Source organism: Nonomuraea sp. H19 (assembly GCF_052068215.1).
In the GTDB taxonomy this organism is placed as follows: domain Bacteria; phylum Actinomycetota; class Actinomycetes; order Streptosporangiales; family Streptosporangiaceae; genus Nonomuraea.
Window position 1 is genome coordinate 98,253 of record NZ_JBQHCV010000026.1, and the last position, 25,008, is coordinate 123,260.

Here is a 25,008-nt window from a genome sequence, read left to right on the forward strand (position 1 = left end):
GAGATTGGCAAAGAGAAGTAGACCCGGTATCGCAGGACGGCTCCGCGCAGTTGTGCACAGTACGGCAGTCACCTGTGTGACACAGCGCTGCCGGCGTGGGGGGTCGCGGGCGGCGACGTGGCGGGCGAGCTCGTCGGGGGTCGGTACGCCGGGGTGGGCAGTGGCCGGGTGGCTTGTTCGAACGGCTCCCGGTTGGCCGTGTCGGCGTCGACGTCGGCGACGCGTTCGGCGAACGCGTACGCGATCGCCTCGACGACGGTCCGGTGGCGGTCTCGCTGTGCAACTGTTCGGTCCGGTTCTGGGATCTGCGGGCCGGACCTGCCCTGGACGCTCCCGTGCCCCGACGACGTGGTACGGGTGTGGGATCTGGCCACCGGAACACCGATCGGGGAACCCCTGACCGGCCATACCGCTACCATCGGCGCGATGGCCAGCTCCTTCAACGCCACGTTGATCAAATCGGGCCGGGTTGCTCTTCGTCTGCACCGCCGTGCGGACCCGGGCAGCGGAATGCCGACTTCAGCCGCAGAGCAACATCCTGACTGCCTCCCCGGCACCCGGCCGAGGAAGCTCCGCCGGTGGTTTCCGGGTGCGGCAGCAACTTCGCGCAACGCCGACATTCGCCTCCAATACCCGCATCCATAACCTGGAGGCATGGACGTCGACACCCGGCTGCTGCGCTACTTCGCCGCAGTCGCGCAGGAGGGGAACCTGACCCGCGCCGCGCAACGGCTTTACGTCTCCCAGCCCGCGCTGACCAAGCAGATCAAACAGCTGGAGACCCTGCTGGGAGTCCGGCTGTTCACGCGCTCGCGAGCCGGGATGGCGCTCACCGAGCCGGGCCAGGCCCTGGCCGAACGCGTGCCCGCGCTGCTGGCCGAATGGGACCGGATCCTGCGGGAGACCGAGGCCACGGCGGGCCGGGCGGCCCGCGTGCTGCGGGTCGGATTCATGGCCAGCGCCGCCAACGAGGCCACCCAGCAGATCATCGCCGCGTTCACCCACCGCCGGCCGGACTGGCGGGTGCACATGCGCCAGTCCTCGTGGGCCGACCCGGCCTGCGGCCTCGCCGGCGGACACGTCGACGTCGCGCTACTGCGGCTGCCCTTCCCCGGCCAGGACAGCCTGTGCGTGGAGGTGCTGTTCACCGAACCCCGGTGGATCGCGCTGCCTGCCGCTCACCCGCTCGCCGCGCGTGAGGAGATCCCCTTCACCGAGCTGTTGGACGAGCCGTTCGTGGCCGCCCCAGCCGAAACAGGCCACTGGCGCGACTACTGGCTGGCCACCGATGAGCGCCAGGGCCGTCCGCCTCGCATCGGCGCCGTCACCGAACAGCCAGACGACTGGCTGAGCGCGATCGCCAACGGCTACGGCATCGCCCTGGCCCCGCAATCGGCCGCGCGCTTCTACGCCCGGCCCGGCGTCGTCTACCGGCCCGTCAGCGGTGTCAGTCCCAGCCAGGTCGGCGTCGCCTGGGCCCCGGCCGCCGACGCCAACCCGATTGTCCAGGACTTCGTCCAATGCTGCCTGGAGCGCCGGTGAGCGGCAGGCACGCTCAGGACTCCAGGAAGTGCAGCACGGCCAGCACCCGGCGGCTGTAACCGGTCGTGTGCGACAGGCCGAGCTTGTCGAACAGCGAGTTCACGTGCTTTTCCACCGCGCTCTGAGACACGTGCAACTCCTGCGCGATCGAGGCGTTGGTCAGCCCCTGCGCCATCCGCTCCAGCACCTCCCGCTCCCGGCCGGTCAGCCGCGCCAGCGGATCCACCTGGGTGGTGCGGGCCAGCAGCTGGCGCACCACCTCCGGGTCGAACGCCGCTCCCCCGGCGCCGACCCGCTCCAGCGCGTCGAGGAAGTCGCCGACCTGCGCCACCCGGTCCTTCAGCAGGTAGCCGACGCCTTCGACGTCCGCGCTCATCAGCTCGGTGGCGTAGCGCTTCTCCACGTACTGCGACAGCACCAGCACCTTGACGGCGGGCCAGCGGCGCCTGATCTCCAGCGCGGCGCGCAGCCCCTCGTCGGTGTGGGTTGGCGGCATACGCACGTCCACCACCACGATGTCCGGCTCGTACGCGGCCACCGCCGACACCAGTGCCTCGCCGTCGCTGACCGCGGCCGGCACCTCGTGGCCTTCCTCCAGCAGCAGCCGCACCAGGCCCTCGCGCAGCAGCGTGGAGTCCTCGGCCAGGATCACCCGCATGGCAGCACCGCCATGATCGTCGTCGGCCCGCCCGCCGGGCTGCTCACCTCGAAGGCGCCGTCCAGCGCCGCCACCCGCCTGGCCAGCCCCGACAGGCCGCCGCCCGCGGCGCTGGCGCCGCCCGAGCCGTCGTCACGCACCCGTACCACCACCGCTGTCGTCTCCTCCGCGTCCTCCTCGTGCACCTCGACCGTGATGAGCGTGGCGCCGGCGTGCTTGGCGGCGTTCGTCACGGCCTCGCACACCACGAAGTACGCCGCCGTCTCCACCGCCATCGGCGGCCGCCGCCGCAGCCGGCAGGCCACCGTGACCGGCACGCTGGACCGTTCGGCCACCCCCGCCAGCGCCTCGCCCAGCCCGAGGGAGTCCAGCCCGCTCGGATAGACCCGCCAGGCCACCTCCCGCAGCTCGGCCAGCGCCTGCTGCGCCTCCTGATGCGCCTGCTCCAGCAGTTCGGGACGGCCCCTCTTCGAGCGCCCGATCAGCATCGACAGCGCCACCAGACGCTGCTGCAGCCCGTCGTGCAGGTCGCGCTCGATCCTGCGCCGCTCGGAGTCGACCGCCGCCACGATGCCCGCCCGGCTCTCGGCCAGCTCCGTGATCCGGCGCTCCAGCACCTCGGTACGGTCCGGCCCCAACATCCGCATCGCCAGGAGCCGCTCCATCCAGTGCACCCCCACCACGCCTGTCAGGGCGAGGAACAGCAGCACGATCCCAAAGACGCCCATGTAGAGGGCGAGGGGCACCGAGCGCGCCATCCCGTCGAACGGCTCGTTACGGATCCACGCCCAGAGCAGCATTCCTCCCTGCCAGGCGCCGAAGACGATCAGCAGGATCACCACCCCGCCCAGCATCCCCACGGGCACGCGCGCCGCCAGATACCGCAGCGCCCGCCCGTCGTCGGCGTCCAGCGCGTCCAGCGTGGCGACGTCCAGGCGCAGACGGCGCGCCTCCAGCCGGGCCAGCCGCCGGGCCGCCGCGGCGACGTTCGGGTTCCCCAGGAACGGCAGCGCCGACAGCAAGAACGCCAGCCCGGCCGGCGCGGTGACGGCGCCCAATGTCACTGCGGCCAGTTGCCGCAGGCCCTCAACGGCGAGCCGCATGCCTGCCCTTGCGCCGCTCGGCCAGCCGTACGCCGACGAAGACCAGCACCGCGAGCGCCACCAGAGCGAGCACCACCTTGGAGCCGATGCCGGCGTAGGCTTCGACGAGCGACCAGTTCTCGCCGAGGAAATACCCGGCCAGCACGAAGACGGTGTTCCAGATGAGGCTGCCGGCCGTGGTGAGCAGGGTGAACGTTCCCAGGGGCATGCGCTCGACGCCCGCGGGCACGGAGATGAGGCTGCGGAAGAGGGGGATCATCCGCCCGAAGAAGACCGTCTTGCGGCCGTGGCGCAGGAACCAGGCCTCGGTCTTCTCGATGTCGGACGCCTTCACCAGCGGCAGCTTGGCGGCGATGGCCAGCATCCGCTCGCGCCCCAGCAGCGCCCCGACCCAGTAGAGCGCCAGTGCCCCCACCACCGAGCCGAGCGTCGTGCACACCAGCACGTCGAGCAGGTCCATCTCGCCCCTGCTGGCGGTGAAGCCGGCCAGCGGCAAGATCACCTCGCTGGGCAGCGGCGGGAACAGGTTCTCTAAGGCGATCGCCAGACCCGCCCCTGGGGCGCCGAGGGTCTCCATCAGTCCAACAAGCCAATCAGTCATGCGATCTAGGCTATGGAAGATCGGGTATGCCTGGAATGAGGCGGATGCCCGATCTGCACTGTGGTAAACCACACCCCATCGGTACCGTACACTGTACGGCCGTGAGCGTCATGACGGATCTGATACGGCATCCCGCAGTCTTCGAGCCCGGCGACCCGCCCAGGGCCGGGCAGGTGACCTTCCTCGATCCGGACGGCGAGGCCACCGTCACCGTGGCCGAGCAGCACGACGGCACGGCACGCACCCGCCAGGCCGCCGCCACCCGCGTCCCGGTGGCGGCGGCCGTGGCGATGCTGGCCAGGGCGCGCACCGACGAGCACGCCCACCCCGCCGCCCGCTTCTGGGGCGCGGCCGCGCTGATCGCGCTCCAGCTCGTCACCCGGGGCCGCATCCTGCCCGGAGTGACCGCAGGTGAGCACGACTCCTGGCGGGCCGGGCCCCTGGACGCGGCCGACGTGCAGCGCATCCGCGAGCTGGCCGCCGCCATGCCCGCCACGGCCCGCGCCATCCCCCTCGCGCCCCCCGCCCCTGACACCACCACGGGGGCAGCGGACGGCGCGGTGTGGCTGCCCGAAGCCGAGCCACTCATTCGTGCCTTCCTCGACGCCGTCGCCGACGCCATGCCCCGCTCCCCCGGCGCCGTGCGCGCCACCGGCACCACCGCTTACGCGGCCGTCAAACCCGTCAAAGTGCCGCACCTGCGCCGCTGGGCCGAGGAGGTGTCGGCCGGGCTCGACTCCGGCGTGCGGATGTCGCTGCGGCTGGAGGCCGACGACCCGGCCGCCGCCGAACTCCGCGCCGTCGTCCAGCTCCACAGCCTCGCCGACCCCTCTCTCGTCGTCGACGCCGGCGAACTGTGGCAGGGCCACGACCCCGGCCTCGGCATGCGCGCCAGAATCGAGGCCACCCTCGCCGTCCGCCGCGCCGCCCGCGCCTGGCCCCGCCTGGAACGCCTGCTCGACAGCGCCGTACCCGACGAGCTCACCCTCACCGACGGCGACGTCGAGGAGCTGCTGGCCGGCGCCGCCGGACGGCTGGCCGCCGCCGGCGTGGAAGTGCACTGGCCCAAGTCCCTGGTACGCGGCCTCAGCGCCCGCGCCGTCGCCGGCGAGCGCGACGCCGCCCCCTCGGACCTGCCCTCCTTCCTCGGCGGCCACCACCTGACCAGCTTCAACTGGCAGCTGGCCCTGGCCGGCGAGCGGCTGACCGCCGCCGAGATGGACCAGCTCGCCGAGGCTCACCGCCCGATCGTGCGGCTGCGCGACCAATGGGTCCTCATCGACCCCGACCTGGCCCGCAAGGCCCGCCAACGCGACCTGAAGCCGCTGACCGGCCTGCAGGCGCTCGGCGCCGCGCTCACCGGATCGATCGAGGTCGACGGCGAGCAGGTGCCCGTCGAGCCGGCCGGCTGGCTGCAGGAACTGCGCGAGCGACTGTCGGAGCCCGACGAGATCGCCCCGCCCGCAGGACTGGCCGCGCGGCTGCGCGACTACCAGCTGCACGGGCTGCGCTGGCTGGCCAGGATGACCTCGCTCGGGCTCGGCGCCTGCCTGGCCGACGACATGGGCCTGGGCAAGACCATCACGCTGATCGCCCTCCACCTGCACCGGGCCGGGACCGGCCCGACGCTGGTGGTGTGCCCGGCCTCCCTGCTGGGCAACTGGGAGCGGGAGATCACCAGATTCGCCCCGGGCGTCCCGGTACGCCGCTTCCACGGCGCCGCCCGCACGCTGGCCGAGGACGGATTCGTCCTGACCACGTACGGCACCATGCGCCTCGACGCGGCCAAACTCGCCGCCCACCCATGGGGCCTGCTGGTCGCGGACGAGGCCCAGCACGTCAAGAACCCGGCTTCGAGCACCGCCAAAGCGCTGCGCGAGATCCCCGCGGCCGCCCGCGTCGCGCTGACCGGCACCCCCGTCGAGAACAACCTGTCGGAACTGTGGGCCATCCTCGACTGGACCACCCCGGGACTGCTCGGCCCCCTCAGCAGGTTCAGGGCACGATGGGCCAAACCCGTCGAGTCCGGCGACACCGAGACGGCCGCGCGGCTGTCGCGCCTGGTGGGACCGTTTCTGCTGCGCCGCCGCAAGAGCGACCCCGGCATCGCCCCCGAACTGCCCCCCAAGACCGAGACCGACCGGCCCGTCGCGCTCACCACCGAGCAGGCCGGCCTGTACGAGGCCGTCGTACGCGAGATCATGACCCAGATCGCCGAGGCCAAGGGCATGGCCAGGCGCGGCCTCATCGTCAAGCTGCTGACAGCCCTCAAACAGATCTGCAACCACCCCGCCCACTACCTGCACGAGAGCGACCCCAGGCTGGCCGGCCGCTCGGGCAAGCTGGAGCTGCTCGACGAGCTCGTCGACACCATCGTCGCCGAGGACGGCGCGGTGCTGGTCTTCACCCAGTACGTCGCCATGGCCCGGCTGCTGGAAAGGCACCTGACCGCCCGCGGCGTGGCCACCCGGCTGCTGCACGGCGGCACCCCCGTCGCCCGCCGCGAGGAAATGGTGCGCTGCTTCCAGGACGGCCAGGTCCCGGTGTTCCTGCTGTCGCTCAAGGCCGCCGGCACCGGCCTGAACCTCACCCGCGCCGACCACGTCATCCACTACGACCGCTGGTGGAACCCCGCCGTGGAGGACCAGGCCACCGACCGCGCCTACCGCATCGGCCAGACCAGACCCGTCCAGGTGCACCGCCTGATCGCCGAAGGAACGATCGAGGACCGCGTCGCCGAGATGCTGGCCGCCAAGCGCTCGCTCGCCGAGGCCGTGCTCGCCGCCGGCGAAGCCGCCTTCACCGAGCTGACCGACACCGAACTCGCCGCCCTCGTGGAGCTTCGATGACCGCCGTACGCGGATTCCCCGCCTTCCCCCCGCAGCGCGCCGGCGCCCGCTTCGCCACTTCCTGGTGGGGCCGCGCCTGGATCAAGGCCATGGAGGACACCTCGCTGGACCAGACCCTGCTGCGCAAGGGCCGCACGTACGCCAAGACCGGCCAGGTCGGCCCCATCACCGTCAGCCCCGGCCGGATCGCCGCCGTCACCGAGAGCGAGTACGACACCGTCGTCCGCGTCGAGCAGCTCACCGACGCCGCATGGGAACGCTTCCTCGACCAGGTCGCCGCCAAGAGCGGGCACATCGCCGCGCTGCTGGACCGCGACATGCCGCACGACCTCGTCGAGGCCGCAGACGACGCCGCCGTGCCGCTGCTGCCCGCCGTCGGCGACCTGGAACCGGAGTGCTCCTGCCCGGACTGGGGGCATCCGTGCAAGCACGCCGCCGCCCTGTGCTACCAGGCCTCATGGCTGCTGGACGCCGATCCGTTCGTGCTGCTGCTGATGCGCGGGCGCGGCGAGCGCGAGCTGATCGAGGCACTCCAGCAGCGCGACGCCCCCGCGGCCGGCACGACGGCGGCTTCCGGGGTTTCGGCGGCTTCCGGGGTTCCGGCGGCTGAGGCGTTCGCGGTGGGGACGCCGCCGTTGCCCGCGCCGCCGCCATACGACGTCGCCTTCGCCCCGCCCGCCCTCGACCCGCCACCGGCCGGCGACGCGGCGCCCGGCGCGGACCCGGCCGCGCTGCGCGTGCTGGCCGCCTCCGCCGCCTCCCGCGCCCGCCAGATCCTGGTACGCGGCCGGCTGCCGGAACTGACCGAATACCAGGACCGGGTACGGCTGGCCGCCGAGCACGACCTCGGCCTCGGCCTCGACGCCGCCGTGGCGGCCTGGCGATACGGCGGCGCGGACGGCCTGGACGTGCTCGAGACCGCCTGGACCCCGCCCCGGCGCGACCTGGCCAGGGCGCAGGCACTGCTGGAGGCGGGCTGGGAGGGCGAGCAGCCGCCCGGCATCCAGGCCTGGCGTAACCGCTGGACCCTCGGCACGCTGCAACTGCGCTACGGACGAGACGGGCGCTGGTACCCGTTCATCGAACGCGATGGCCAGTGGTGGCCCGCCGGCCCTCCCGAACGCGACCCCGCCGCCCTGTCCCACGGATGACGCGGCGCCGTCCCGCTCTAGGACTGCTCTAGGACGCCACCGAGATGACGTGCCGCACCGACGTGCGGTCCCCGATCAGCTGCAGCATGCAGTCGGCCACGTCGGCGCGGGTGGTGTTCATGCCGCCCCGGATGTTGCGGTCCCTGGCGGTGCGGTAGCGGTTGGTACGACCCGCGTCCGTCAGACGTGACGGGCGCACGATCGTCCAGTCCAGGTCACTGGCCCGCAGCAACCGCTCGGACTCGGCCAGATCGGCATAGGAATGCCGGAACAGCCGCTGCACGATGAGGGGCTTGAGCACGTACCGCGTCAGCAGGCCGTCGCCCGCGTCGGTCACCATGCCGCTCGCGCCCACCGTCAGCAGGCGCCGGGTGCCGGTCCGGTTCATGGCCTCGATGATGGCGCCGACGCTGGCGGTGTGGACGGCGGAGGGGCCGCGTTCGCGCGTGCCCATCGCGGTGAGCACGGCGTCGCGGCCCTTGACCGCCGGCGTGATGGCGTCGGGGTCCATCACGTTCGCCTCGACGACGTCGACGCGTTCGCGCAGCTCGGCGGGCAGGCGGGAGGCGTCGCGCACGACGGCGGTGATCTCGTGGGCGAAGTCGAGTCCCTGCCGGAGCAACTGGAGCCCGATGCCGCCGGTCGCTCCGAAGACGGTGAGCTTCATGAGCCTTTCGCCCCTTAGGGTAGGTGAGTACTCACTCACCTTACCTCGACGGGCGGCCGCCCGGCCGATCAGGGGGTGTTCTCCCGGGGGGCGGGCAGCAGCCGTCCGTGCAGACACCGGACTCGGCCGAGACGGGGCTCACGCCGCAGCAGGCGTCGCCACGCCAGGTTCCCCGGCGCTCCTTGACCGCGACCGCGGCGATGACCAGCGGCGATCGGGTCGGCCCAGGACCAGCCGAACAGGCTGTTGAGCGCCAGCCCGGCCAGCAGCACCGCCGACAGGTACGTACACAGCAGCGTCTGCTTCATTGACTGCACCTGCCCCGACGACTGTCCGCTCCGGTAAGCCGACCTGGCCGGCGAACCGCTCCCATGACCTCTAATAGGCGTTATGACGATCGTGCGTTCCTTGGTCCTGTTCGCGTTGGCGGCCCTGTTCGAGATCGGCGGTGCCTGGCTGGTCTGGCAGGGCGTACGTGAGCAGCGTGGCCTGGTCTGGATCGGCGCCGGCGTGATCGCGCTCGGCCTCTACGGGTTCGTCGCGACCTTCCAGGCCGATCCGCACTTCGGCCGCGTCCTGGCCGCTTATGGCGGTGTGTTCGTGGCCGGGTCGCTGGCTTGGGGCATGGTCGCCGACGGATTCCGCCCTGACCGGTGGGATGTCATCGGGGCACTGATCTGCGTGGCCGGAGTCCTGGTGATCATGTATGTCCCGCGCGCCTAGCCCCCGTGGCCGGGGACGGGCTCCGTCCCGATTGCAACCGTTTACGGGGCCATGAAGCAGCCAGGCGACTCTGTGCCGATGGGTCAGTTCTGGCGGGCGCAGCCGGCCGCGGTCTTGGCTGCCTCGGCCGTGGGGCCGGGTCCGCGGCGCGTTCGGCGCCGGTGCGCGCGGTGTGGCCTGGTCCACGTGGTCGGAGACCAGGCCGCCGGTGTCAGTTCCCTGTCAGTCTCCGGCCGCTCGCTCGCGTTCATATGCGGCGTTGATGCGCAGCGCTTCGGCGAGTTGGTCTTCCAAGATGATGATGCGGCAGGCGGCTTCCACGGGGGCGCCCTGGTCGACGAGTTCCCGGGCGCGTGCGGCCAGGCGCAGCTGGTAGCGGGAGTAGCGGCGGTGTCCGCCGCTGGAGCGTTTCGGCTCGATCAGATGGGCGGCGCCCAGAGCCCGCAGGAACGTCGGGGTGACGCCGAGCATCTCGGCGGCCGCACCCATGCTGTAGGCGGGGTAGTCCTCATCGTCGAACCGGTCATCGGCCGTGCGTTCGGCCGTATCCGTAATCCTGCCGTGCGTGAGCGTGTCACCCTCGGCAGCCGAGCGACGTTGATCCATACATTCCTTTCTCATCACGCGCACAGGGGGCCCCGGCGCCTGTTGCGCCGGGGCCCCGAAGAGTTCAACACCATCTACCGGCCATCGGCCGGCTTACTGTTTTCCGCATCCGCCGTACTGGGCGGCGGTGATGCGCGGATCGCGGATGCGTGACCGTAGACCACCTTCCTATCTGTGGAACTGCGGTACCCGAGCGGCGAAACTTCAGCCGGCAACGGGCGATCCCGATGGCGTCAACACTCCCTTCATCTTTCTCTTCCGGACCACTTGTTCACCTTCGGCAGCGCGTCCACGCTCTGGGCCCCTTGCCACTGCGCTGGCCCGTCACGTCCGACCTTCTGCCAATCAACTACTGACTTCATCCTGCTGCGGGCAGTTCGTCGTGGTGCTCGTGCTAACTGCTGCTGCCCGGTGGATCCGTTCCTTGCGATGTCAGGAACATTAGCGCCATCGGATGCAAATGTCTACCACGGCGACAACAGATTTTCGGTACGGGGTAACACCGACTTCCGACCGTTGCCGGCGCACGCCGCCGAAGCCAGGCAGAAGCGTGACGGCCGTCGATCGTGCACGCCGCGCCGCCGCAGGCCCCAAGCAGCGCCAGCGCCAGCGGGGTGTTGCGGTCGTCGGCCGCCTGGATCTTCCGGGGCCAGCGGACGGTCACCTCGGCCTGCCAGCCCTTCGCGCCCAGCACACCCCGACCCCACATCGAAAAGCCTCAGGAAGCGTTGCGGTACAGGTCCTGTCTCTCGGGCAACTGCTCCAGGCCGGCCGACTGGTAGGTGGCGACGGCGCCGACGTTGGAGCTCGGCGTGCACACGTCCACGCTGGACGAACCCAGCTCCTGGAGCGCGCGCGCTGCGGCGACTGTGATCGCTTTGCCGTAACCGTGACGGCGGTGTGCCCGGTGCACCCCCATCGGCTCGATCAACCCCGGCTTGCCTTCACCCGCCGACCACACCGTCACGGCCGCCACCGCCTCGCCCTGCTCGTTGCGGGCGACCAGGCACCGCGCGTCGACATACGGCATACCTGCCGCCATCGCGTGCCAGCGCTCGTCAGTGAACGTCGACCCGTCGAACGACGCCCGCAGGACCGCGGCCCACTCGTGCGCCTGTTGCGGCCCGATCACCTCGACGTGAACGCCCGGATCCGGCACAGGGGTGCCGAGGTCGCGCCGAAGTGGTGTCCACGGCTCGTCGCTCTCCCAGCCGTCCTTGAACAACAGGTCCTGGACCAGCGCACCCATCGGCGCCTCGACGTACACCTTGCCCTCGAGCAGCACGCCACGCTCAGCCGCCGACACGTCCTCGACCAGCTGCTGCGCCAACTCCTCGTCCCGCAACGCCTGCGGCGCGAACGCCAACCGCAGCAACTCCGCACCATCCAGCAGCCCGACCGCCAGAACCTCCCCAGCCCGACTCCAGGTCCGCGTAGCCTCCGCCGTCCGCTCCGCACCGAACCGCCAGAACCACCCCACATCCCCCGGATGCAACTGCACGGGGCCTCCGTCGTACTGCCACTCCCCCAACACCCGCACCACGTCACCGAGCCTGTCGATCCCCGGCCTGCCCATCTCGATCGCCATCCCCCGATCACACACCACCCCACCGACCCTCCGCACCCGGATTTCCCGCCGGCAGTCAGTAATCGGCGTCGCCGTGATCATGTACGCACCCTGCCACTGACCTGCCCGAACACACTCGTTTGCGGCTGGCGACCCCGGGGTGGGAGAGATTTGGAACGGAATCCGGCGTTAACGGGTTCTCCCAGGTCGGCCTGCCGGTAAGGCTGGCCCCACCGGCCGCCATCTGCGCCGTTCCTGCAGGTAGGCGGGGGTGGGCTCCGGTACGGCGGGTGGTTGGTCGACTAACTGAGCAAACCGCGTCGATACCCCTCGCCGACGGCGGCGGCGCGGTCGCGGACGCCGAGTTTGTCGTAGATGTGCAGCAGGTGGGTCTTGATGCTGGCCTCGCTGATGAAGAGTTTGGCGGCCGCCTGGCGATTGGAGGCGCCGTCAGCGACGAGGGCGAGGACCTGCAGTTCGCGGTCGGTGAGGGCAGCCTTGACCGGTCGGCGTACCTGGCCCATCAGGCGGCCGGCGACCGAGGGGGACAGGACCGGCTCGCCCGCGGCGGCGGCGCGGACGGCGCGCAGGAGTTCGTCGGTGGGGGCGTCTTTGAGGAGGTAGCCCGTGGCGCCGGCTTCGATGGCGGGCAGGACGTCGGAGTCACCGTCGAAGGTGGTCAGGACGAGGACCTTGATGTGAGGGTGGGAGTGGCGCAGGGCGGTGATGGCGGTGACGCCGTCCATTTCGGGCATGCGCAGGTCCATGAGGACGATGTCGACCTCGAGTGCGGCGGCGCGGTCGATGCCTTCGCGGCCGTTGGCGGCTTCTCCGGCGACATCGATGTCGGGTTCGGTTTCGAAGGCGGCGCGCAGGCCGTCGCGGACGATGGGGTGGTCGTCGACGAGGAGGAGGCGGATCACCGGGGGTTTCCTTGAAGCGCGGGGACGGTGGCGCTGACGGCGGTGCCCTCGCCGGGCGTGCTCTCGATTTCGAGGGAGCCGCCGACGCCGCGTAGGCGTTGTCTCATGCTGCTGAGGCCGAATCCTTTGCCGTTGGGGTTGTGGATGCCGGTGCCGTTGTCGCGGATGTCGAGCAGGACGACAGTGCCGGTGTAGGAGAGGGTGAGGCCGGCGCGAGTGGCGCCTGCGTGTTTGGCGACGTTGGCGAGGGCTTCCTGGGCGACGCGGAAGAGGGTGACCTCGATGGCGGGGCTGAGGGGGACGCGGTCGCCGGTCACTTCGACGTGGAGGTCGACGCCGGTGCTCTGGCTCCAGTTGCGGGCCAGGGTGGTCATGGCTTCGGGGAGGTGGGCGTCTTCGAGCTGGTGGGGCTGCAGGGCGGCGACGGAGCGGCGGGCTTCGGTGAGGCTGTCCTGGGCGAGGTTGAGCGCGAGTGCGAGGTGGGTGTCGGAGTCCTCGACGCGTTGGGCGGCGCGTAGCTGGGTGATGATGCCGGTGAGGCCTTGGGCGAGGGTGTCGTGGATCTCGCGGGCCATGCGCTGGCGTTCGTCGAGGATGCCGGCCTGGTGGGCTTGGGTGAGGAGCTGCGCGTGGAGGTCGGCGTTCTCCTCCAGCGCGGTCTGAAGGTCGCTGACTGCTTTCCGGTATTTGCGCTGCCGGTCCTCGATCTTGATGCCTGCGATGGAGCCGCCGCCGATGGCGACGGTCTGCACGGCGATGATCGCCAGATAGAAGGCGATGAGCTGGATGGTGGCCTGAGACCAGTCGAGCGTCGAGCCGTACAGGACGAAGGAGGTAGCGGCGACGGCGGCGAAGGTCCACTTGGAGGGAGCGAAGTTGGCGGCGAGGAAGAAGCCGGAGATGCAGTAGATGATGAAGATGGGGTCGTGGAAGGCGAGCAGCGCGGCGGTGGCCAGGACGCCGGCGAAGTGAACGGTGACGACGACCCGACGTCCGCGCAGGGCCGCGGGCAGGAGGGTGCGGGCGCCGAGAATCCAGGCGAGGGCCAGGGCGGTAAGCGCGAGAGTACGGGGGATCCCGCCCTCGGGCTGGTCGGGTGAGGCCAGGCTGATGACCACGGAAGCGGCGAGGGTGATGTAGGGGACGATCTCGACGACGCGCTCGAAGCGCCGCTCCCAGACCGAAGGCGGGAAGGGGTCGTTCATCCGGGCCTGCCCCTTCTCTCGGTATGGACGGGTTTTACCTGGTCGCGGCAGATGAGGATGAGTTTAGGCGCATGGGGATCAGGATGGCGTAGCCGTACATGAGCAGCCCTAGGGCGATCATGAAGATGATGGTGGGCCATTGCCAGACCGGCGGGAGATGAAGGGCGAGGAACCATGCGCGGTTCTCGATGCCGAAGATCTTCATTACCATGGGCACGAGACCCTGGGGGAACAAAGGAAGCCAGGCGATGGTGTAGCTGATCGTGACGCCGATGCGGTGCTGGATGGGCAGGTCCGCGGTGGTGGGTTTGCTGGCCTGGGGTGCCGGGCCATGCTTCATGAGGTTGAGCAGATCGATCCCGTGGCTCTCGAGCCTGCGGTAGGCGATCCTGCCGAGTCCCCAGGCGCTGAGGGCGCCGGTCAGCACACCGGTGACGATGCCGGCCCAGGGGTTGAGGAGAATGGCACCGGCCGCGGGCAGGGCGGTGGCGGGGACCGCGACGAGCACGAGCCAGGCGAGGCTGGTTTCGGCGGTTTCGTCGGCGCCGGTGCTGAGCGGGTTGCCGCCGCGTTTGTGGGGGTCGGTGCCGGGGACGAGCGAGGTGACGGCGAGCAGGACGATGAGCCCGGCGCCTCCGCCGAGCAGGGCGGGGAGCAGGCCGAGTACCCACGGCCAGGCCCACGTCTGGCCGCTGACGAGGGTGCCGGCCAGGGAGAGGAGGACGGCGGCCGGGCCGACGATGAGGAGCCAGGCCCGCTGGCGGCCGCGTACGTCGGCGCGTTCCGCGCCGGGGGTCATGAGGGTGAGCCAGAGGGCGGTCCCGTCGGCGCCGTAGAGGTTGGCCGAGGACGCGGCGGCCATCACGATCGCGATGAGTCCCGTGAAGGGAACCATGATCCAGGCGTCGAGGGCGAGGAGCAGGAGGGGGGTGACGATGGCGTAGGAGAAGGCGGTGGCGAGGAGCTGGATGCGGACGAGGTCGCGCCACCAGGCACGCAGTTCCTTGGCGGCGGCGAGGCGGGCGCCGCTGGTGGCGGGGAAGGGGCGGGGCGTGCCGCGGCGAGGGGGCACACCGCCGCGTGCTGCCGAGACGACGCGCCGCGACAGCAGGCCGGCCCAGGCGGCCAGGAGGAGGGCGATCACGCCGGCGCCGGCGGCGAGGACGGCGAGGGCGAGAGGCCAGGGGGCTTCGACGGCGGCCACACCCCATCCGGAGGGCAGGACACGGACGAAAATGTGGGACCAGGCGGCGGTGTCGGAGCCGCCCAGAGCTGCGACGGGTGCCCAGCCGTTGCTGCACAGCGCGATGGCGGTGCCGGTCACGATGCCGACGGCTGCCGCGGTGGCACGGGATCTGACGAACAGGCCGATGAGCGCCACGATGACGCGGGAGAGCATCACCATGGTGATGAGCGTGGTGACGGCTGCTACCAGGCCGATGAGCACTCCGGCCGGGCCGAAGCGCCAGCCGTACACGGGCAGGGACAGTAGGGCGATGAGATTGACCGCGGGTGCGGGGCCCGCGAAAGCTCCGGCGAGCAGCGCCGCCGCGATCCGGCCCGGCGTGGCCGGGAGCATGGAGAAGTATTCGGGGCGCAGGGCCTCGTTGCCGCCCCCGATGAAGATGGGGCCGAAGATCCAGCCGGAGAGCCACACGGCCAGGGTGATGGGCAGGTAGGCGGGCCACAGGACGGCGACGGCGATCGTTCCGAAGGCCAGGATCAGCCCGCCCGAGACGCCGGTGTAGAGGTTGGCGGCGTTGTCGCCGCGCAGGGAGTTGCGCATGATCGCCAGCCGCATGCGGATCATGTGCTGGGCGGCGACCGGGCCGGAGGTCAGGAGGTGAGCCATGCCAGCCCCTCCGTTCCGCCGGTGCGGGCGCCGACGAGGTCGACGAAGGCGTCCTCCAGGGTTCCGGCGCCGCGTACGTCGGCCAGCGGGCCGGCGGCTACGACGCGGCCGTCGGAGATGACGCCCACGTGGTCGCAGAGCTGCTCGACGAGGGCCATGACGTGGCTGGAGATGATCACGGAGCCGCCGTTGGCTGCGAACCTGCGCAGGATGGTCCTGATCGTGGCCGCGGAGACGGGATCGACGGCCTCGAAGGGCTCGTCCAGGACGAGCAGGCGGGGCGCGTGCAGGAGGGCGACGGCCAGGCCGATCTTCTTGCGCATGCCGGTGGAGTATTCGATCACCAGGGTCCGCTCTGCCGAGTCGAGTTCGAGGACCTGGAGGAGTTCGTCGGTGCGCTCGGCGACGACGGCGGGGGGCAGGCCGCGCAGCAGGCCGAGGTAGGTGAGGACCTCGCGGCCGGTGAGCCGTTCCGGCATGGCGTTGCCGTCGGGCAGCACGCCGATCAACCCCTTGGCCTGGACGGTGTCACGCCAGACGTCGACGCCGAAGATTTCGGCGCTGCCGGCGTCGGGGCGGAGCAGGCCGACGGCCATGGCCAGGGTGGTGGTCTTGCCGGCGCCGTTGGGGCCGACCAGGCCGTAGAAGGATCCGGCGGGGACGGTGAGGTGGATGTCGTCGACGGCCTCGTGGTCGCCGAAGGCTTTGCGGAGTCCGATGGTGCGGAGGGCGGGCTCCCGGTGTGTTGGCATGCCTTGAGAATCGCGCGGGGGCAGGGGGTGGCGGATCGTCCGGTCGGAGAGCGGGATGGTGGATTCCGGCATCAACCGATCGGTTGATGCGGGGAGAGCGACTGGTCCGTGGTGCGGGTCCCAGCGCCGCTGTCCACCGGCACCTGGTCGGCTGGCTCGACCAGACGCTGAACAGGCGCAGCTCCGCGTCAAGCCCATGGCGTCGCGCCCGCTTTCGGCGTGGGCGACTCACGCACAACCCACCCGCCGGAACCGAAGTGCCGACTTGTCAATCGGTGTGGGCACTTCGCGGGTTCTTGGGACACCGCCAGCGTGTATGGCCAGGATGGGATCCGATTCGGGGAAGGAAAGTGCCGCCTCCGACAGGACTCGGCATTTTCCGCGCAGACATGCCGGCGGCGGCGGATCGGCCGCCTCCTTCATGAGCGTAAAAGAGAGAGTGCGCTTCCGCTCCCTGACAGCAGCCGAGGTACTGCTGGCCTTCGGCGCCGACGCCGAAGTCCTCGCCCCGGCCGAACTCCGCCAAGCCCTGGCCCGCAAGGCGGCCGAGGCCGCCGCTCGCTACGCCGCCGACACCGACTACCGGTAGGGCCGCCGCTCACGGCCGAGATCGGAGCGACGGCGCGTAACTAATCAGCAGGGCAAACCCATGGAGTTCCGCGGCCCCGCGACACCTCGTAGCGCCTCGCTGAATCGGCTGGGCCGTTCCCTGCAGCACTTCATCTCGATCGTGGCCGGGCTGCGCAAGCGTGGCGTCGGCTTCCGCCTCCGGCACGAGGCCCTGGGCAGCGTCTCTGTCGCGCTGTGACATCGAATGGAATCCGGCGTTAACCGCTGCCGGGGAGGACGACTGGATCAGCTACACGACCTACGGAAACCGCGTTAACGCCGGATTCCATTCCAAATCTCTCTGACCCCCGACCCCCACTCGGCTGGGCCGATCGCGTTGGTCCCGGCTTCTGGCCCGGTCGTCGACGCTCATTGGCCGGGCCGGGGCTCAAGGCCGTGCATTCGTGCGGTCAGGACGTCCATCCCGGGACCGGACAGGCCGGCTAGACCGGCCGGACGCCCCGTCGCGACCAGGAGCAGGTCGCCGGCCGTGCCCCTGATCTCCTGCCCGCGGCCGGACGTCCAGTCCACATCGGTGGCGATGAGGTGAAGGTCTGCGAGGCGTGCGGGCGCGTCATAGAAGCGGTTGCCGGCGACGTAGGTCAGGGCCGCAACCGCGGGGCCCTCCGGGAGCGGCCGGTCACGGTGTAGCGGACGGGCGATGTCCTGCCCGTGTACCAGCAGGTCCACCAGCGGATCCAGCGGTCCGCTGCCAGGCATGCGGCGCGGCGACGTCGCGCTCTGGCGCAGCTGCGCGATGAGCTCGGCCGGGGTGAGCGTCTGTGAGCGTTTGCGGGCACGCCTGTCGGTCATGCGGTGGAAGTCGCCGCGGGCGCGGGCCATGCCGGTCACCATGTCCAGCGCCGTGGTGCGGGTGGTGGTCGTCAGGTGGGCCACCACGTCCTTCACCGTCCAGCCCGCGCACAGTGAGGGGGTTGCCCACTCGGCGTCGTCCAGCTGTTCCAGCAGGTCGCACAGGCTCATCCGCTCGTTGGTGACTGCGTCGCGCGCGGCATCGGTGTCCATCCGCCGCTCCTTCCGTCCCGTGTCGACGGGCTGCTGGCGCTGACCCGCCCATGATGTCTACACTGTGAACATGGATGATGTGCACAGTGTAGACATCCACGGAGGCGTTGGGCAAGCATGAAGAGAACCTCGCCGGGCTACCACCACGGCAACCTGCGCTCGGCCCTGATCGAGGCCGCTCTCGACCTCGCCAGAGACAAGGGTGTCGGTGCTCTGGGCCTACGCGAGGTGACCCGCGCGGTCGGGGTGAGCCCGAACGCCGCCTACCGGCACTTCGCCGACCTGCGGGCACTCGTCCTCACCGTCGCCCTGGAGGCCCGGCACCGCCTCGCGCACGCCATCCTCGACCGGCTCGACACGATCACGCCCGGCCTCGATGTGGGGCCGCGATCCACCGAACGGCTGCGCGCCTTCGGGCTGGCGTATGTGGAGTACGCCCAGGCCACTCCCGGCTGGTACGAGCTGGCGTGCGCCTCGCAGGAAGCGCCGCCGGACGGCGCCGAGGAGGGCGGCCCGCCCCCGCCCCATCTCGTCCTGCTCGGCATCCTCGACGAGATGACGCGGGCAGGAGTCATGGCATCGACTCGCCGTACCGATGCCGAGTGGTCATGCTGGGCCACCGTTCACGGACTCGCCGAGTTGCGCGTCCATGGGCCGCTCCAGGCGCTGTCCGGGGAGGAGTCCGTCCGCCTGGCCCGCCTCGCGCTGGACACCCTCATCCTGGGCCTGACCGCGAAATCATGATCAAGGGCAGTGGTGTCAGTGGACATCGAACCGCACCGCACCCGCCTCATCCAACGAGATACGGCACAGCCTGCCGCCCTCAGCGACGTACCAGACCTCGGACTCCCCATCCCGAGGAGGCGCGTCCATCCCGCCGGCCAGCACGCAAAGCCGTCATGGCTGAGCATTCTGCACCACCTGGACACATGGCTCAGCTCGCCCTGGACGGCGCCGATACGGCCTGAGCCTGTTGGTTACGGCAATCAGGTGTCGCGGGTGGCCACGATCTCGATCGCGATCTTGAGATACCTGGCGGCCATGCCCCGGCCTTTCGTCAGACCGAAGGCGTAGCGGTCGATCGTGACCGTGGCGTCGGCCGTAAGGAGGGTATCGGTGTTTGTCACGGAGAGGAGGGTCAGGCTGAGCGGTTGACCGACCCCCCGCACGGTCAGGTCCCCGTGCAGCGCCGTTGGTGCTTCCCCCTGATCGGGCAGCCTCCCTCGAAAGGACATCGTCGGGTGGGAGTGCACGTCGAGGAAGTCGGCCGCACGCACGTGCCGGTCGCGCATCCGCAGTCCACTGGTGAAGCTGCCCGCGGGGATCTCCACCACGACGGCCGAGTCCGCCAGCGGATCCCGGACGCTGATCGTTCCCCTTCCGATCATGAACGTCCCACGTACCGGAAGCAGCCCGAACAGGGCGCGGGTCCTGAACCGGATCGTGGATCTGCCGGGGTCTATGTGATAGTCGCCCACGATCGGGGAGGGTCCCCGGCCGGCCGGGGCCGGAGAGCTGGTGCGCTGCTCAGCCATGCACGGGGCCTGTCCGGTGCCAGACACGGCGAATGGCGTCGATCGTCGTTTCCGGTGAGGTGTTGAAGCAGAACCGAATTCCGGGAGTCGTCGCCGCCAGAACGTTGATCAGCCGTTCGAACAGGAGGGTGTGCTCAGGGGCCATGCGCACGCCACCTCCGATCATGACCACGCCGAAGGGCCCCTCCGGCAACAGTTCACGGACGGTCTTCTCTGCCTCGTCCGGGTCGGTACCGATCAGGCACGGCACCGCGTCGAAGCCCGCCGCCCGCAGAGCCGCGTTGCCCTGCTCGATTCGTGCGGTGAGCGTCGCCTCGTCAAGGCCGGGAAATCCGGTGTAGTCGATCGTGCTCGGATGCAGCCCGATCGTCAGGATCTTGGTCATCTTCACTCCTACCATGGGACGGGGCCGTCACTGCCGAAGAAGCCTCCCGTCGGACCGCCGGGGTCCAAAGTGGCCAACCTGATGATCGCAGCGGCTCCCTCCGCGACGGTGTGGATACCCGTGTGATGGTTCATGTCGGTGGCGGGGTTGCCCGGATCCGCAGCGTTGACCTTGAACCCGGGCAGCGCCCGGGCGTACTGGGAGACGATCATATTGAGCGCTGCCTTCGACGAGGCATAGTCCAGGCTCAGAAAGCCGTACTCGGGGCGGGCGGGGTCACCGGCGTGTGCCAGCGAGGCGAGAGCGCTGGACACCATGACGATGCGGGGCTGCTGCGACCTGCGGAGCAACGGCAGGAACGCGTGTGTGACCCGCACCTGACCGAACACGTTCACCTCGTACAGCGCACGTAGCGCGTCGGCGTCCATGTCGGCCGGGTCCAGCAGCGGGCCACCGACTCCGGCGTTGTTGACGAGCACGTCCAGGCGATCCGCGCGCTCGGCGACGGCCTTCACGGCCGCCGCCACGGACTCGTCCGAGGTCACGTCAAGCTCGACGAACTCCACCTCGAGTCCCTCACCCGCCAGCGTGTCCGCGGCTTCGATGCCGCGTCCCCGGTCCCGCGCGGCCAGGAAGACCTGCCACCCCTTGCCGGCCAGGCGGCGTACGGTCTCCCGGCCCAGCCCCTTGTTCGCTCCGGTGACCAACGCCACCGTCTTCACCTCTGTCATGGAGCCGATCCTCCATGCGCACGCCCGGGGCCCACCAGGACCGCTGAGGCATAGGACCTGCGGTACCACCCGGCGGAGGCGATCTACGAGGCATGATTGACGAGTGAACCGTGCCGAACTCGCCGAAATACTCCGCACAGCCCGAGCTCGTGTACGACCGCACGATGTCGGACTGCCGGCGGGAACGCGTCGCCAGGTGCCGGGTCTGCGCCGAGAGGAACTGGCCATGCTCGCAGGCCTGAGCGTCGATTACGTGGTCCGGCTCGAGCAGGGGCGCGGACCGCGACCCTCGAGTCAGGTCATCGCCGCATTGGCCCAGGCCCTGCGGCTCGACGACGATGATCGCGACCTGGTATTCCGGCTCGCCGGCCACGAGCCGCCACGGGCCGGGCGCATCGCGATGGTCGTACGGCCGAGCGTGCTTCGGCTGTTGGACCGCATGGCGGATCTGCCCGTGCTGGTGCTGTCGGCCAAGGGCGACGTGCTGGCCTGGAACCCCCTCGGGGCAGCGCTTCAAGGCGACATGTCCGCGTGGCCGCAGCGGCAACGCAACCTCATCTGGCAGCGTTTTCTCGGCAGCAGCCGCTGCCAGGTCGCCGCAGGCCCGGACGAAGACGACGCGGCTGCCCGCGCCTCGGTCGGCACGCTGCGTGCCGCACAGGCCCGTTACCCCGACGACCCCGACTTGGTCCGGCTGATCGCGGAACTACGTCGTGGCAGCTCGCGATTCGACGAGCTCTGGCGGGAGGGGCACTCCTCCCCATGGCGTACCGCCACCAAGAGCATCAGGCATCCCAGCCTGGGCACGATCTCGCTCGACTGCGACACCATGCTGCTCCCGGACGGCTACCAGACCGTGCTCATGTACTCGGCTGAGCCGGGATCTCCCGAAGCGACGGTGCTCGACATGCTGCGAGTGCTCGGGCTGCAGCAGGTGTGAGGTGCTGAGCATCGCCGCTGATGAGAACATCAGAAACGGAAGATCTTCTGGGCCACGCGCAAGCCCCTATTCTTGGGGGGCGTAGAAGGCGGTGACGCCGGCGACGGTGGCGGCGACCTGCTCCGGATCGCCGCCCGCGGCCTTGTGAGCCTCACCCCAGGCCTGGCTGCTGGAGGTGATGAAGCGCCGGCCCTCGTCGGTCTGGTGGAAGGTGTTCTCGTCGACCTGCGGGGCGCCCGACAGATGCAGGCTCAGGCCCAGCAGGGCCAGATCCCAGCCCACGCCGACCGCGCCGGGGCCGAAGCCCGACCACATGTCCGGCGGCACCTCGGCCGTGTGGTGCAGTTCGAACAGGGTGCCGCCGTCCTTGGCGGACAGGCGCACCTCCACCTCGGAGAAGCCGGGGTTGTCACCGAACAGCCAGCTGACCTTCAGCAGGCTGGGCGGCTCGCAGCGCAGGATCTCACCGCCGGCGTTGCCTTTGAGCTGGTACGTGCCCCCGAGCCGCAGGTCTCCGGTGACGGGCAACATCCAGCGGGACAGGCGTTCGGCGTTGGTGCAGGCATCCCACACGTCCTCGACCTCGGCGTCGTAGTGCCGGCGCAGCACGATGGTCTTGCGCTCGCCGTCGATCAGCTCGCGATGCGCCTGGTTGATCTCGTCGACGATGTCCATCAGGTCTCCTCCGTCATGTCTGTCGAGCGGCGCTCGCGCTTGCCGCGGGCCAGCTCCGTCGCCAGCGCGTCCAGACGCTGGGTCCAGAAGCCTCTGAACCGCTCCAGCCACTGGTCGACCTCCTGCAGCGGCCCCGGCTCGACGGCGTAGAGCCGGCGCGTGCCCTGGGCCCGCACGCTGGCGAACCCGTTGTCGCGCAGCACCCGCAGGTGCTGGGAAACGGCCGGCTGGGAGATCCCGAACTCGCGCTGGATGACGGCGGTGACCTCGCCGGAACTCTGCTCGCCGCCGGCCAGCAACTCCAGGATCCGGCGCCGGACCGGATCGCCGAGAACGTCGAACGCGTGCACGGCCCGAGTATTTCAGGCAATGCTTATATAAGTCAAACCTGGTGGAAGGGTCAGTCGTCCAGGCCGCGGGCGCTGAGCGCCTCGCCGAGAGTGTCGGCGTGCCGGAGCGCGCTGACCACCAGCGGCACGGCGAAGGCCCGCAGACTGCGCTCCACGCCTCTGGCCCGCTGGGCCTCCCTGACGCGAGTGGCGAGCGCCGCCAGCACCGGCACGCTGCGGATGGTCAGCGACAGCAGCAGCGACACCCGGAACGGGTCCAGGCCGACATGCCTGGCCGGCGCCAGGCCGCGCTCCAGCGTGGCCATCATCGCGGACGTGCGGGTGGTGAGCGTGACCAGGCCGGCCAGCGCGACGGCCAGGACCACGCGCAACGTCGTGACGGCCGCCGGCTCCAGGCCGGCGAACACCCATTGCAGGGCGAACAGCGCCACCGCGAACCAGCGCACCGGCCTGATCTGCGCCCAGGCCGCCGCGATGCCGACGCGGGACAGCGCATACAGCCCCGCCACGGCCACGCCCGCCGCGGCCAGCGCCAGAGGCGAGCGCAGCAGCACCAGCGCCGCGCAGGCGACGGCGAGCCCGGCCAGCTTGACGCCGGCGGGCAGCCGGTGCAGCGGCGAGGCGCCGGGGACGTAGGCGCCGGTGAGGCCGTTCACGCCATCATCTTCCGGTAGTGGCCGATGGCCTCCTCCGGTGTGCCGTCGGCGACGACGCGGCCCTGATCGAGCACCAGCACCCGGTCGAAGCCGGCCAGCAGCGGCAGGTCGTGGCTGACGACCAGCACCTGCTGCGGCAGCTCGCGCAGCAGGTCGGCGACCTGGCGGGAGTGACGCAGGTCCAGCAGCGTGGTCGGCTCGTCCATGACCAGGATGTCCGGTTCGAGGACCAGTACCGAACACAGGGCCAGGAGCTGCTTCTGGCCGCCCGACAGGTGGTGGGCGGGATGGTCGGCGTGCCCGGCCAGGCCGTACCGGGTCAGGACCTCGCCGACGCGCCGCTCGACCTCCTCGCGGGGCAGTCCTCTGCGGCGCAGCGAGAAGGCCACGTCCTCGGCCACCGTCGGCATGACGATCTGCGCGTCCGGGTCGGTGAACAGGAACCCGACGGCGCGCCTGATCTTCGCGGCGTGCCGGCGGGTGTCGAGGCCGAGCACGGTGACGCCGCCCGAAGTCGGCAGCGCCAGGCCGTTGACCAGGCGGGCCAGCGTGCTCTTGCCCGAACCGTTGGCGCCGACCACGCCCACGCGCCGCTCGGGCAGGCGAGCGGAGATGCCGCACAGCACGTCCCGCGAGCCGAGCCGGACATGCACGTCGGCGAACTCGATCACGTCAGACCCCCGGCCACGTCGGCGAACTCGATCACGTCAGACCATCCTGGCCATGTCGGCGAACACGATCACGTCAAACCACCTCGAACAGGGCCGCCACGCCGAGCCCGCCGCCGACCGCGGCCGCGGCCAGGCCGAGTGTGCCGGGCGGGGACGAGGCGCGTACGAGCCGGGTGAACAACCGGGTCACCACGACCGCGCCGGTGGCGCCCCACGGATGGCCCAGCGCCAGTGCGCCCCCACCGGCGCAGACCCGCTCGTCGTCGGCTTCGAGGGGATCGAGCCCGAGCGCGTCGGTGACGGCCAGCACCTGCGCCGCGAAGGCCTCCACGATCTCCACCGCCGCGATCCGCCCCATGTCCACCCCCGCCCGCGCCAGCACCCGCCGCACCGCCGGCACCGGCCCCCACCCGGGCAGCTCGGGATCGCACCCGACGACGGACCCGGCCACCAGCCGCATCCCCGGCAGGCCCGCGCGCAGCCGCTCGGGCACGATGGCCACGGCCGCGGCGCCATCGCTGACCGGTGAGGAGTTGCCGGCCGTCACTGTACCTCCCGCTACGAACGCCGCGGGCAGCCGGGCCAGCGTGGCGGGCCGAAGCGGGCGCGGCCGCTGGTCGGCGGCCCGTCCCTCGATGGGGACGATCTCGGCGTCGAAGCGGGCGGCCAGGGCTCTGGCGTGGCTGCGGCAGGCGTAGGCGTCCTGCCGCAGCCTGCTGATGCCGTAAGCCGCCGCCAGCGCCTCGGCGGCCGGCCCCATGTCGGGGTCGGGGTGGCCATCGGGGGTGAAAGGCGCTCTGGCGTACGGCTGCGCCGCCCCCCGATGGGTACGCAGCGGCGCCGTCGAGGCGCTCTCCGCGCCCCCGGCGATCACCAGGTCCATCTCCCCCGCGCGTACCGCCTGCGCGGCGAGCAGGATCGCGGCCAGGCCGCTGCCGCACTGCCGGTCCACGGTGACCCCGGGCACGCCAGGCCCGAGGCCGGCGGCCAGCGCGGCGACCCGGGCCATGTTCCCGCCCGGGCCCATGCAGTTGCCCAGCACCACGTCGTCGACCTGCCGCCCGGCGACGTCCCCGGCCACGGCGGCGATCACGGGGGCGGCCAGCCGGTCGACGGTGACCTGCTTGAACGCGTGCCCGGCCGTACCGATGGGGGTGCGCCGAGCCGCCACGACGACGGGCTGGTCGCGCACACCAGGCGCGATGGCGGGCCGGTCGCGCGAGCCAGGCGC

29 protein-coding genes are annotated in these 25,008 nt (G+C 70.9%); 8 read left to right on the forward strand and 21 right to left on the reverse strand.

Annotated elements, in window-relative coordinates; genetic code table 11:
• Window positions 1-68: 68 nt before the first annotated feature.
• Window positions 69-374 (reverse strand): hypothetical protein, encoded by a 306-nt coding sequence (locus tag ACTMTI_RS43020; RefSeq protein ID WP_441126573.1) that lies wholly within the window; start codon window positions 372-374, stop codon window positions 69-71.
• A gap of 280 nt (window positions 375-654) precedes the next feature.
• On the opposite strand from ACTMTI_RS43020, the gene ACTMTI_RS43025 reads away from it, so the two are divergent.
• Complete coding sequence (locus ACTMTI_RS43025) at window positions 655-1,542, forward strand: LysR family transcriptional regulator (protein ID WP_441126574.1); 888 nt, start codon at window positions 655-657, stop codon at window positions 1,540-1,542.
• A gap of 13 nt (window positions 1,543-1,555) precedes the next feature.
• Here ACTMTI_RS43025 and ACTMTI_RS43030 read toward each other — a convergent pair whose 3' ends face one another.
• The 3 genes from ACTMTI_RS43030 to ACTMTI_RS43040 are packed head-to-tail and all read right to left on the reverse strand — an operon-like array spanning window position 1,556 to window position 3,904.
• Window positions 1,556-2,200: a response regulator gene (locus tag ACTMTI_RS43030; RefSeq protein WP_441126575.1), complete on the reverse strand. Its 645-nt coding sequence runs from the start codon at window positions 2,198-2,200 to the stop codon at window positions 1,556-1,558.
• The gene (locus tag ACTMTI_RS43035) at window positions 2,191-3,303 is read right to left on the reverse strand and encodes a sensor histidine kinase (RefSeq protein WP_441126576.1); all 1,113 of its coding nucleotides are present in this window, start codon (window positions 3,301-3,303) and stop codon (window positions 2,191-2,193) included. Before ACTMTI_RS43035 ends, ACTMTI_RS43030 begins: the two co-directional genes overlap by 10 nt.
• Window positions 3,287-3,904 (reverse strand): DedA family protein, encoded by a 618-nt coding sequence (locus ACTMTI_RS43040; RefSeq protein ID WP_441126578.1) that lies wholly within the window; start codon window positions 3,902-3,904, stop codon window positions 3,287-3,289. The genes ACTMTI_RS43035 and ACTMTI_RS43040 overlap by 17 nt, the downstream gene beginning before the upstream one ends.
• Window positions 3,905-4,014: 110 nt before the next feature.
• On the opposite strand from ACTMTI_RS43040, the gene ACTMTI_RS43045 reads away from it, so the two are divergent.
• On the forward strand, window positions 4,015-6,753 hold the full coding sequence (locus ACTMTI_RS43045; protein ID WP_441126660.1) for a DEAD/DEAH box helicase: 2,739 nt from the start codon (window positions 4,015-4,017) through the stop codon (window positions 6,751-6,753).
• Window positions 6,750-7,904, forward strand: a complete 1,155-nt coding sequence (locus ACTMTI_RS43050; protein ID WP_441126579.1) for an SWIM zinc finger family protein — start codon at window positions 6,750-6,752, stop codon at window positions 7,902-7,904. The genes ACTMTI_RS43045 and ACTMTI_RS43050 overlap by 4 nt, the downstream gene beginning before the upstream one ends.
• A gap of 28 nt (window positions 7,905-7,932) precedes the next feature.
• Here ACTMTI_RS43050 and ACTMTI_RS43055 read toward each other — a convergent pair whose 3' ends face one another.
• Together ACTMTI_RS43055 and ACTMTI_RS43060 are read right to left on the reverse strand one after the other, a co-directional pair.
• Window positions 7,933-8,571: an NAD(P)-dependent oxidoreductase gene (locus tag ACTMTI_RS43055; protein ID WP_441126580.1), complete on the reverse strand. Its 639-nt coding sequence runs from the start codon at window positions 8,569-8,571 to the stop codon at window positions 7,933-7,935.
• Window positions 8,572-8,639: 68 nt separating this feature from the next.
• Window positions 8,640-8,879 carry a hypothetical protein gene (locus ACTMTI_RS43060; protein ID WP_441126581.1) on the reverse strand — a complete coding sequence of 80 codons (240 nt, stop codon included), beginning with the start codon at window positions 8,877-8,879 and terminating at the stop codon, window positions 8,640-8,642.
• 82 nt (window positions 8,880-8,961) lie between these two features.
• Between ACTMTI_RS43060 and ACTMTI_RS43065 the strand changes: the two genes are divergently transcribed.
• Window positions 8,962-9,294, forward strand: a complete 333-nt coding sequence (locus tag ACTMTI_RS43065; protein ID WP_441126582.1) for a YnfA family protein — start codon at window positions 8,962-8,964, stop codon at window positions 9,292-9,294.
• Window positions 9,295-9,516: 222 nt separating this feature from the next.
• On the opposite strand, the gene ACTMTI_RS43070 is transcribed toward ACTMTI_RS43065, so the two are convergent.
• The 6 genes from ACTMTI_RS43070 to ACTMTI_RS43095 form a co-directional block, all read right to left on the reverse strand.
• Entirely contained in the window at window positions 9,517-9,783 is a 267-nt protein-coding gene (locus ACTMTI_RS43070) for a helix-turn-helix domain-containing protein (protein WP_441126661.1), read from the reverse strand.
• Window positions 9,784-10,618: 835 nt separating this feature from the next.
• Window positions 10,619-11,488 carry a GNAT family N-acetyltransferase gene (locus ACTMTI_RS43075; RefSeq protein WP_441126584.1) on the reverse strand — a complete coding sequence of 290 codons (870 nt, stop codon included), beginning with the start codon at window positions 11,486-11,488 and terminating at the stop codon, window positions 10,619-10,621.
• 281 nt (window positions 11,489-11,769) lie between these two features.
• Window positions 11,770-12,390: a response regulator gene (locus ACTMTI_RS43080; RefSeq protein WP_441126585.1), complete on the reverse strand. Its 621-nt coding sequence runs from the start codon at window positions 12,388-12,390 to the stop codon at window positions 11,770-11,772.
• Window positions 12,387-13,595 (reverse strand): sensor histidine kinase, encoded by a 1,209-nt coding sequence (locus ACTMTI_RS43085; RefSeq protein ID WP_441126586.1) that lies wholly within the window; start codon window positions 13,593-13,595, stop codon window positions 12,387-12,389. Before ACTMTI_RS43085 ends, ACTMTI_RS43080 begins: the two co-directional genes overlap by 4 nt.
• A gap of 34 nt (window positions 13,596-13,629) precedes the next feature.
• Complete coding sequence (locus ACTMTI_RS43090; protein ID WP_441126587.1) at window positions 13,630-15,447, reverse strand: hypothetical protein; 1,818 nt, start codon at window positions 15,445-15,447, stop codon at window positions 13,630-13,632.
• On the reverse strand, window positions 15,432-16,199 hold the full coding sequence (locus tag ACTMTI_RS43095) for an ABC transporter ATP-binding protein (RefSeq protein WP_441126588.1): 768 nt from the start codon (window positions 16,197-16,199) through the stop codon (window positions 15,432-15,434). The genes ACTMTI_RS43090 and ACTMTI_RS43095 overlap by 16 nt, the downstream gene beginning before the upstream one ends.
• A gap of 421 nt (window positions 16,200-16,620) precedes the next feature.
• On the opposite strand from ACTMTI_RS43095, the gene ACTMTI_RS43100 reads away from it, so the two are divergent.
• Both ACTMTI_RS43100 and ACTMTI_RS43105 read left to right on the forward strand, forming a co-directional pair.
• Window positions 16,621-16,788, forward strand: a complete 168-nt coding sequence (locus ACTMTI_RS43100; protein ID WP_441126589.1) for a WYL domain-containing protein — start codon at window positions 16,621-16,623, stop codon at window positions 16,786-16,788.
• 60 nt (window positions 16,789-16,848) lie between these two features.
• On the forward strand, window positions 16,849-17,007 hold the full coding sequence (locus ACTMTI_RS43105; protein WP_441126590.1) for a hypothetical protein: 159 nt from the start codon (window positions 16,849-16,851) through the stop codon (window positions 17,005-17,007).
• Between the two features lie 170 nt (window positions 17,008-17,177).
• Here the strand turns inward: ACTMTI_RS43105 and ACTMTI_RS43110 are convergent, their stop codons facing one another.
• Window positions 17,178-17,834 carry a maleylpyruvate isomerase family mycothiol-dependent enzyme gene (locus ACTMTI_RS43110; protein ID WP_441126591.1) on the reverse strand — a complete coding sequence of 219 codons (657 nt, stop codon included), beginning with the start codon at window positions 17,832-17,834 and terminating at the stop codon, window positions 17,178-17,180.
• 117 nt (window positions 17,835-17,951) lie between these two features.
• On the opposite strand from ACTMTI_RS43110, the gene ACTMTI_RS43115 reads away from it, so the two are divergent.
• A complete protein-coding gene (locus tag ACTMTI_RS43115) occupies window positions 17,952-18,578 on the forward strand; it encodes a TetR/AcrR family transcriptional regulator (protein ID WP_441126592.1) in 627 nt (208 codons plus the stop codon).
• Window positions 18,579-18,820: 242 nt separating this feature from the next.
• Here ACTMTI_RS43115 and ACTMTI_RS43120 read toward each other — a convergent pair whose 3' ends face one another.
• From ACTMTI_RS43120 to ACTMTI_RS43130, 3 genes are read right to left on the reverse strand one after another with little or no spacing between them, the layout of a single operon-like run.
• Window positions 18,821-19,369 (reverse strand): YceI family protein, encoded by a 549-nt coding sequence (locus ACTMTI_RS43120; protein WP_441126593.1) that lies wholly within the window; start codon window positions 19,367-19,369, stop codon window positions 18,821-18,823.
• A complete protein-coding gene (locus tag ACTMTI_RS43125; protein WP_441126594.1) occupies window positions 19,362-19,754 on the reverse strand; it encodes a hypothetical protein in 393 nt (130 codons plus the stop codon). Before ACTMTI_RS43125 ends, ACTMTI_RS43120 begins: the two co-directional genes overlap by 8 nt.
• Window positions 19,755-19,762: 8 nt before the next feature.
• On the reverse strand, window positions 19,763-20,485 hold the full coding sequence (locus ACTMTI_RS43130; protein ID WP_441126595.1) for an SDR family NAD(P)-dependent oxidoreductase: 723 nt from the start codon (window positions 20,483-20,485) through the stop codon (window positions 19,763-19,765).
• A gap of 103 nt (window positions 20,486-20,588) precedes the next feature.
• On the opposite strand from ACTMTI_RS43130, the gene ACTMTI_RS43135 reads away from it, so the two are divergent.
• Window positions 20,589-21,425 (forward strand): helix-turn-helix domain-containing protein, encoded by an 837-nt coding sequence (locus ACTMTI_RS43135; RefSeq protein WP_441126596.1) that lies wholly within the window; start codon window positions 20,589-20,591, stop codon window positions 21,423-21,425.
• 66 nt (window positions 21,426-21,491) lie between these two features.
• Here ACTMTI_RS43135 and ACTMTI_RS43140 read toward each other — a convergent pair whose 3' ends face one another.
• The 5 genes from ACTMTI_RS43140 to ACTMTI_RS43160 form a co-directional block, all read right to left on the reverse strand.
• Window positions 21,492-22,100 carry an SRPBCC family protein gene (locus ACTMTI_RS43140; RefSeq protein WP_441126597.1) on the reverse strand — a complete coding sequence of 203 codons (609 nt, stop codon included), beginning with the start codon at window positions 22,098-22,100 and terminating at the stop codon, window positions 21,492-21,494.
• Complete coding sequence (locus ACTMTI_RS43145; protein WP_441126598.1) at window positions 22,100-22,450, reverse strand: ArsR/SmtB family transcription factor; 351 nt, start codon at window positions 22,448-22,450, stop codon at window positions 22,100-22,102. The genes ACTMTI_RS43140 and ACTMTI_RS43145 overlap by 1 nt, the downstream gene beginning before the upstream one ends.
• Before the next feature lie 50 nt (window positions 22,451-22,500).
• A complete protein-coding gene (locus ACTMTI_RS43150) occupies window positions 22,501-23,106 on the reverse strand; it encodes an energy-coupling factor transporter transmembrane component T family protein (protein ID WP_441126599.1) in 606 nt (201 codons plus the stop codon).
• On the reverse strand, window positions 23,103-23,777 hold the full coding sequence (locus ACTMTI_RS43155) for an energy-coupling factor ABC transporter ATP-binding protein (protein ID WP_441126601.1): 675 nt from the start codon (window positions 23,775-23,777) through the stop codon (window positions 23,103-23,105). The genes ACTMTI_RS43150 and ACTMTI_RS43155 overlap by 4 nt, the downstream gene beginning before the upstream one ends.
• Before the next feature lie 73 nt (window positions 23,778-23,850).
• Window positions 23,851-24,969, reverse strand: coding sequence for a thiolase family protein (locus ACTMTI_RS43160; RefSeq protein WP_441126602.1), 1,119 nt, complete (start codon window positions 24,967-24,969; stop codon window positions 23,851-23,853).
• Between the last annotated feature and the right edge of the window lie 39 nt (window positions 24,970-25,008).

What these genes read in the sequence shown, in the direction of transcription:
- ACTMTI_RS43035 (WP_441126576.1), bottom strand. Translation starts at nt 3,303, where the DNA reads ATGCGGCTCGCCGTTGAGGGCCTGCGGCAACTGGCCGCAGTGACATTG.
- ACTMTI_RS43110 (WP_441126591.1), bottom strand. Translation starts at nt 17,834, where the DNA reads ATGGACACCGATGCCGCGCGCGACGCAGTCACCAACGAGCGGATGAGC.
- ACTMTI_RS43055 (WP_441126580.1), bottom strand. Translation starts at nt 8,571, where the DNA reads ATGAAGCTCACCGTCTTCGGAGCGACCGGCGGCATCGGGCTCCAGTTG.
- ACTMTI_RS43060 (WP_441126581.1), bottom strand. Translation starts at nt 8,879, where the DNA reads ATGAAGCAGACGCTGCTGTGTACGTACCTGTCGGCGGTGCTGCTGGCC.
- ACTMTI_RS43120 (WP_441126593.1), bottom strand. Translation starts at nt 19,369, where the DNA reads ATGGCTGAGCAGCGCACCAGCTCTCCGGCCCCGGCCGGCCGGGGACCC.
- ACTMTI_RS43100 (WP_441126589.1), top strand. Translation starts at nt 16,621, where the DNA reads ATGAGCGTAAAAGAGAGAGTGCGCTTCCGCTCCCTGACAGCAGCCGAG.
- ACTMTI_RS43140 (WP_441126597.1), bottom strand. Translation starts at nt 22,100, where the DNA reads ATGGACATCGTCGACGAGATCAACCAGGCGCATCGCGAGCTGATCGAC.
- ACTMTI_RS43030 (WP_441126575.1), bottom strand. Translation starts at nt 2,200, where the DNA reads ATGCGGGTGATCCTGGCCGAGGACTCCACGCTGCTGCGCGAGGGCCTG.
- ACTMTI_RS43040 (WP_441126578.1), bottom strand. Translation starts at nt 3,904, where the DNA reads ATGACTGATTGGCTTGTTGGACTGATGGAGACCCTCGGCGCCCCAGGG.
- ACTMTI_RS43065 (WP_441126582.1), top strand. Translation starts at nt 8,962, where the DNA reads ATGACGATCGTGCGTTCCTTGGTCCTGTTCGCGTTGGCGGCCCTGTTC.
- ACTMTI_RS43075 (WP_441126584.1), bottom strand. Translation starts at nt 11,488, where the DNA reads ATGGCGATCGAGATGGGCAGGCCGGGGATCGACAGGCTCGGTGACGTG.
- ACTMTI_RS43050 (WP_441126579.1), top strand. Translation starts at nt 6,750, where the DNA reads ATGACCGCCGTACGCGGATTCCCCGCCTTCCCCCCGCAGCGCGCCGGC.
- ACTMTI_RS43125 (WP_441126594.1), bottom strand. Translation starts at nt 19,754, where the DNA reads ATGACCAAGATCCTGACGATCGGGCTGCATCCGAGCACGATCGACTAC.
- ACTMTI_RS43095 (WP_441126588.1), bottom strand. Translation starts at nt 16,199, where the DNA reads ATGCCAACACACCGGGAGCCCGCCCTCCGCACCATCGGACTCCGCAAA.
- ACTMTI_RS43085 (WP_441126586.1), bottom strand. Translation starts at nt 13,595, where the DNA reads ATGAACGACCCCTTCCCGCCTTCGGTCTGGGAGCGGCGCTTCGAGCGC.
- ACTMTI_RS43025 (WP_441126574.1), top strand. Translation starts at nt 655, where the DNA reads ATGGACGTCGACACCCGGCTGCTGCGCTACTTCGCCGCAGTCGCGCAG.
- ACTMTI_RS43105 (WP_441126590.1), top strand. Translation starts at nt 16,849, where the DNA reads ATGGAGTTCCGCGGCCCCGCGACACCTCGTAGCGCCTCGCTGAATCGG.
- ACTMTI_RS43070 (WP_441126661.1), bottom strand. Translation starts at nt 9,783, where the DNA reads ATGGGTGCGGCCGCCGAGATGCTCGGCGTCACCCCGACGTTCCTGCGG.
- ACTMTI_RS43045 (WP_441126660.1), top strand. Translation starts at nt 4,015, where the DNA reads ATGACGGATCTGATACGGCATCCCGCAGTCTTCGAGCCCGGCGACCCG.
- ACTMTI_RS43130 (WP_441126595.1), bottom strand. Translation starts at nt 20,485, where the DNA reads ATGACAGAGGTGAAGACGGTGGCGTTGGTCACCGGAGCGAACAAGGGG.
- ACTMTI_RS43115 (WP_441126592.1), top strand. Translation starts at nt 17,952, where the DNA reads ATGAAGAGAACCTCGCCGGGCTACCACCACGGCAACCTGCGCTCGGCC.
- ACTMTI_RS43090 (WP_441126587.1), bottom strand. Translation starts at nt 15,447, where the DNA reads ATGGCTCACCTCCTGACCTCCGGCCCGGTCGCCGCCCAGCACATGATC.